This is a genomic window from Oleiphilus sp. HI0128, assembly GCF_001635365.1.
In genome coordinates, this window is sequence record NZ_LWGG01000659.1 from 1 (window position 1) to 5,030 (window position 5,030).

The window sequence follows — 5,030 nt, forward strand, 5'->3', positions numbered from 1 at the left end:
CTGTGGGTAATATACCTATTCTATATTTTGTTGGTAGAAGGTTTAATTCAAATAGCAATGTAAATAGTGGTTGACCTTCGGTCTGGATTCCGATGGAATATGCTTATAAGGTGAATGTGACCCGTGACCCTTTAATTATATGGTCGGGCTTTCTTGTCTCGGCACCTGTGATAAGTTTGTTCGGTTAGTAGTCAGTGATCATAAAAGGATTTAAGTGATGACATGGAATTCGACCCGCTTGCAATTAGACAAAGCCTTCTTGTTTGTTAGTGATGATTCTTTAGCATGTTCTTCTGCGCGACGTGTAGCTAAATTTAAAGGCCTGCGTATACAAAGTGCAAACTCTATTCAATCAGCTATTTCCTTTTTGGAACATAAACCCGCTGATTATTTTCTGGTTGTGATGGATGAGGAGAGCGCCAGCTTTTCGGCATATTCATTTTTAAACGAAGCTGATCAGCGTTGGCCTCATATCAAGGTTGTTTCGACTAGTAGCTTTATCGATAGCGGTGAACTCTTATCAAAGACTCCAAAAAATCTGGAGCTGGATGCTGTGTTGAGCTGCTTATTGAGTAAAGCCTGTGAGGAGCTTTTGAGTGAGAATAGCTGTATTCAGCAGGTTATAGATGACCGCTTGGCTGTTCTGAAAAAGGGGATTGAAAAAGCGCAATTAAGCAAACAGCATCGAGAACAATTGGTGTTATTTCCAGCAGAGTATTTGGCTGTATGTGAGCGAGGTTGGCTGCACTCCAAGCGTTATATGGACGAGGTATGTATTCGGGATAGCGAGCAATTCAAGCGTTTTCTAAGCCAGAGAATAATAGCGGCAGTTAAAAGAGTTTATGCTAGAGAAGTTGAGACAGCGATGAATAGTAATTTTCGTTTGTCTAAGTTGCTGCGTCAGTTCGGTATCAAGAGCGAAAAACGATTTGATCGCAATATTGAAAGTAATGAGGCTGCAATGGTGTTGATGCTTGCGACCCTTAAAGATTATTACTCCATTTTAGGTTATGACATTAAAGACATGGTTCAGCCTCAAAGAGAGTGTATTCACTTTGATCTTGGAGGGCGATTTACATATAACGATTACTTTAACCCCTTACTATCAAGTGTTGAGCGTGGTGCAGAATTAGCTTGCTTAAAACTAGAGTTTTTCATGTTGGCGAAGGCGTCAAATCTACGAGCAGAAATTAGTTATGACGAAACCTATTCGCTTTGTCTGGTTTGTTAGGAGTGAAGGTGCACGTTAAGGTAATCTCTACCGATCAGGTCTTGCTCGATACGCTAAGAATATCTCTAGATGTATTGCTGGGGTGCGAATTTGAGACGTTCAACCAAATATCTCCTGAGCTTGAACAGCAGCTTCTATTAGCGGGAAGCGAGAGCATTCTTCTCGTCGATGCAGGAATCCCAGGGGTTGATTATTGGGCTTTGGTTGGCTGGCTCGGTAGACAGTTCAAAGGCCAGGTGATTATCCTAACCAGTCCAAACTCTTATAACTTGAGCGCAGCAAAAATGATGCGCCTGGGGTGTTATGCCGTTTTGGATAAAAATAAGGGCTTCGCTCCTTGTTGGAGTGCGATTATATCCGCAGCCCAGGGGGATACGTTTATTGAGGGGGATAGTCCTTTTGCACAGCTCAGCTCCTCTGATCAGGAGCTTGCTAGAGAACTGTTAATTTACGATGTTAATCAATTATCTGAAATGAAGGGAATCTCCCAGCAAGCTATTAATAAAAAGAAATTGGCGATATATAACAAGCTCAGTATATGCTCTGTTCCAAATGATAAGGCCTTCCGCGTACTGGCCAAGTTATTTCAGTATCACTAGACTATTTTTTTGAAAAGGTTGTAGCTACAACTATTCACACCCAAAAATTGCTTATAACATTAGTTCCAGATAAGACGTTCTTCACGCAGTAAAGGGATTTAGCTTTGCCTTACGCAAGGGATACGCCGCGGAAGAGTTTATGCTAGCGAACTAGCCTTATCTATCATGAGGAGTCGAGGGATGCTGCTTAGCGAGTATTATTATTCTTTCAGTGGCATTTGGCTGTTAACTTCGTGAACAAGCGGGTAGGGCTCAAGGATGAGCATCTGTGATGAGGGTTTATCAACCTACCAAGAGGTCAGCAAGACTTCAGCTTGGGTAGCGGGGAGTAGTGCGCAAGGAAGCACACTGCTCCCCGCTTTTTAATTGATTAGCGCTGTCTGTCAGGTAACGATTATCTTTTGCCCACTAGCAACGACTTTTTCTGAGCGAGGGCGCTTTGGCGTATCAATGGCTCTTAATGCTGCCGGCCGTTCGTATATTGCTTTTACCCACCTTTCCAAGTTTGGATAGCTATCGATTTCAACACCCGACCAGTTGTGGGTTCGAACCCAAGCCCAGTTTGCGATATCTGCAATGCTGTAATTGTTTACCAGGTACTCATGTTCACTTAAGTGAGAGTCAAGTACTCCAAACAAACGCTTTACCTCGTTATGATAACGGTCAATAGCTGCGGGGATTTTTTCTGGAAAGTAGCGAAAGAAAACATTTGCTTGCCCCATCATTGGACCAATTCCGCCCATTTGGAACATTAGCCACTGATTTATAAGCGCGCGCTCGTTAGGTGTATGTGCGTAAAAATTTCCCGACTTTTCGGCTAGGTAGATCAGGATGGCCCCCGATTCGAAAAGAGTAAAACCTTCGTTGTCGTGATCAATAATCGCCGGTATTCGCCCATTCGGGTTAATAGCGATATACTCGGGCGTTTTTTGTTCACCCTTAGATAGGTCAACAGTGATTACTTTGTAAGGAATATTCATTTCCTCTAACGCAATGCTAATCTTGTGTCCGTTAGGGGTTGGTGATGTATATAGATCAATCATATATGTACCTAGGCTTTAGCCGATGGGCGAGAGGAAACTTCTTTATACCAGCGCAGAAGGTGAACTTGTTCTTTGTCTATAGATATCTGATTCACTCGATTAAAGTCCATTGTGCAGAGTGCGGTAATATCAGCAATGCTGAATGTGTCACCGGCAAGAAATGTATTGTGCTCTAAATGCTTATTCAGGTGTGTCATAAATTTTCTAACATGAGTGGCACACTCGGCTCCCCATTCCTTAATTGGATTCATTCTGTCTTTAAAGTAGCCGCTTGAGTGTTGAAAGCACATACCTGTTGGCATCAGAAAGTAAAACTCCGCCCAACGTTGCCACATTTCTATTTGAGCCTTTTCGAAAGCAGTTTCACCCATTAGAGGCTTCTCTGGATATAGCTCTTCAAAGTATCGACAGATGGCGACGGACTCAGAAATTGTTTGGCCATTATCGAGCTCTAGAACCGGAACTTTAGCCAATGGATTTTTTTGTTTGAATTCTGAGTTTAGGTTTTCTCCTTTTTGAAGGTCGATCTCAATGAACTCTATGTCCGTAATCCCTTTTTCAGCTAAGAAAATTCGGACTCTGCGCGGGTTCGGTGCGATTCTCATCTCATATATTTTCATAGGGTTTTTCCTTATTCGTTATTGGTCGGGATTTAGTAATTTTTCTAACTGATCGTTTAGAATGGTATTTTTTTCTAAACGACCGGTCAAGAATAATCTATAATTAGTTTTTATTAGTACATTCATTGAGAAAGGCATATGGGTCGTAAGTTAGCATTTGATGCGGATAGAGTGTTGCATAAAGCAATGAAGCTTTTCTGGCTTAAGGGTTATGAAGCAACGTCTATGCAAGACTTGGTAGATGAGCTTGGGATTAACCGCTTTAGTGTCTACAATACCTTTGGTGATAAGAAAGAAATATTCATAAAGGTCTTAATGCATTATAGGAAGACTGTTCTAGCTTATTTGTTAGCGCCGCTTAAGAGTGATAAGCCTGCAAGGCAGCGTTTAGATGATTATTTTGTTTTGCTTTTGGAGCAGCTTCAGTCTGAAGCGGGTTCGTTAGGATGTATGATGCAGAATACTGGCTTAAGCCAGATTTCAAAAGACGCCGATGTGAGGTCGGTTCTAAAGCTGCTGGTCGATGATCTTCGTGATGCTATTTTTAATGCAATAAATGAAATACAAAGAGAGCAGCCAGCTACAATGAGAAGTGAGGATATGACTGCATTTGTGCTCTGCCAGCTTCAAGGGATGATTGTCTGGCGCAGAGCTGTTAACTCTAAAGCGCAGATTGAAGGGCAGATGCAAATACTAAGAAATACGGTCGCTGCCTGGTAAGGTGGTTTCTAACGAGGCGTTAGGATTGTGTCACCTCGAGAAGTCCAGTCGGATAGGTAAATACTGCCCGCGGAGCGGCTTTCGTCATAATGATCGCCACTAAGATTTTCTATTTTTAGTAGGTCTACATGAAGGTTACGTGAAATAGAAATTGAGTCACCACTTAGTTGCTTCATTTCATGCTGAAAATTCTTCGGTTTATAATTTATTTCACTGGTGGTGGTAAAGCTTTGTGCGGCACCGCTGACAACTGAATTATCTTCAATAGTTAATGTTTCAGTTGGCGAAGCTATATCATTACTAGCTTGAGTGGTAGCCAGTCCACCGTCTTCAATTTTCTTCAGCTCGTGGGATGCAAAATCTTGTGTATCTTCTGCTTCATTGTATGAATTTTTCCCGTTAGAGTTCGTTGCTTCGTCATCTTCGCTATCGACGGTTAAGCCTGCGGCAGGCGAGCCGTATATGTCCAAAACAGAGATGCCGGCAATGGCAGAGACGTCGTCCATGTCTGACTCGCTCATTGCCAAAGATTGATAAGTGGCAATAGTGCTCTTTTCTTGAGAATTAATTGGCTGCGAAGCAAGTGACTTACTTGCTATCAACATTAAGGGCAGAGAAATACTAAGAATAAGCGGAGCTTTCATTTCAACAAGACACACAACATAGTAAAGCTAAAAAAATATTCCATTCGAACATATCGCTGCAGATCAATTGCGGCTGGTTACAAATAATACAGTTTTAAGTCCTATATGTACATTTAATAATGTGAATATTATTCACGTTATGCTTGTTGTTTATTTTACTAAACTCAATTAAC

Annotated in this window: 6 protein-coding genes; 3 read left to right on the plus strand and 3 right to left on the minus strand. The window is 41.7% G+C overall.

Annotated features, from left to right (window positions below; translation table 11 throughout):
* Positions 1-217: 217 nt before the first annotated feature.
* Both A3763_RS08230 and A3763_RS08235 read left to right on the plus strand, forming a co-directional pair.
* Positions 218-1,231, plus strand: a complete 1,014-nt coding sequence (locus A3763_RS08230; protein WP_068512552.1) for a hypothetical protein — start codon at positions 218-220, stop codon at positions 1,229-1,231.
* An 8-nt stretch (positions 1,232-1,239) separates the two neighbouring features.
* Complete coding sequence (locus A3763_RS08235; protein ID WP_068554562.1) at positions 1,240-1,830, plus strand: hypothetical protein; 591 nt, start codon at positions 1,240-1,242, stop codon at positions 1,828-1,830.
* Positions 1,831-2,213: 383 nt separating this feature from the next.
* Here A3763_RS08235 and A3763_RS08240 read toward each other — a convergent pair whose 3' ends face one another.
* Together A3763_RS08240 and A3763_RS08245 are read right to left on the minus strand one after the other, a co-directional pair.
* On the minus strand, positions 2,214-2,873 hold the full coding sequence (locus tag A3763_RS08240) for a glutathione S-transferase family protein (RefSeq protein WP_068554564.1): 660 nt from the start codon (positions 2,871-2,873) through the stop codon (positions 2,214-2,216).
* Positions 2,874-2,881: 8 nt separating this feature from the next.
* Entirely contained in the window at positions 2,882-3,493 is a 612-nt protein-coding gene (locus A3763_RS08245; protein WP_068554566.1) for a glutathione S-transferase family protein, read from the minus strand.
* A 138-nt stretch (positions 3,494-3,631) separates the two neighbouring features.
* Here A3763_RS08245 and A3763_RS08250 point away from each other — a divergent pair, with 138 nt between their 5' ends.
* Positions 3,632-4,213 carry a TetR/AcrR family transcriptional regulator gene (locus tag A3763_RS08250; RefSeq protein ID WP_068554852.1) on the plus strand — a complete coding sequence of 194 codons (582 nt, stop codon included), beginning with the start codon at positions 3,632-3,634 and terminating at the stop codon, positions 4,211-4,213.
* Between the two features lie 8 nt (positions 4,214-4,221).
* Here A3763_RS08250 and A3763_RS08255 read toward each other — a convergent pair whose 3' ends face one another.
* Positions 4,222-4,857 (minus strand): hypothetical protein, encoded by a 636-nt coding sequence (locus tag A3763_RS08255; protein WP_068512542.1) that lies wholly within the window; start codon positions 4,855-4,857, stop codon positions 4,222-4,224.
* Positions 4,858-5,030: the final 173 nt, after the last annotated feature.

Bases quoted from the DNA above. Each gene is read 5' to 3' on its own strand.
- A3763_RS08230 (WP_068512552.1), top strand. From the start codon at position 218: ATGACATGGAATTCGACCCGCTTGCAATTAGACAAAGCCTTCTTGTTT.
- A3763_RS08240 (WP_068554564.1), bottom strand. From the start codon at position 2,873: ATGATTGATCTATATACATCACCAACCCCTAACGGACACAAGATTAGC.
- A3763_RS08245 (WP_068554566.1), bottom strand. From the start codon at position 3,493: ATGAAAATATATGAGATGAGAATCGCACCGAACCCGCGCAGAGTCCGA.
- A3763_RS08250 (WP_068554852.1), top strand. From the start codon at position 3,632: ATGGGTCGTAAGTTAGCATTTGATGCGGATAGAGTGTTGCATAAAGCA.
- A3763_RS08255 (WP_068512542.1), bottom strand. From the start codon at position 4,857: ATGAAAGCTCCGCTTATTCTTAGTATTTCTCTGCCCTTAATGTTGATA.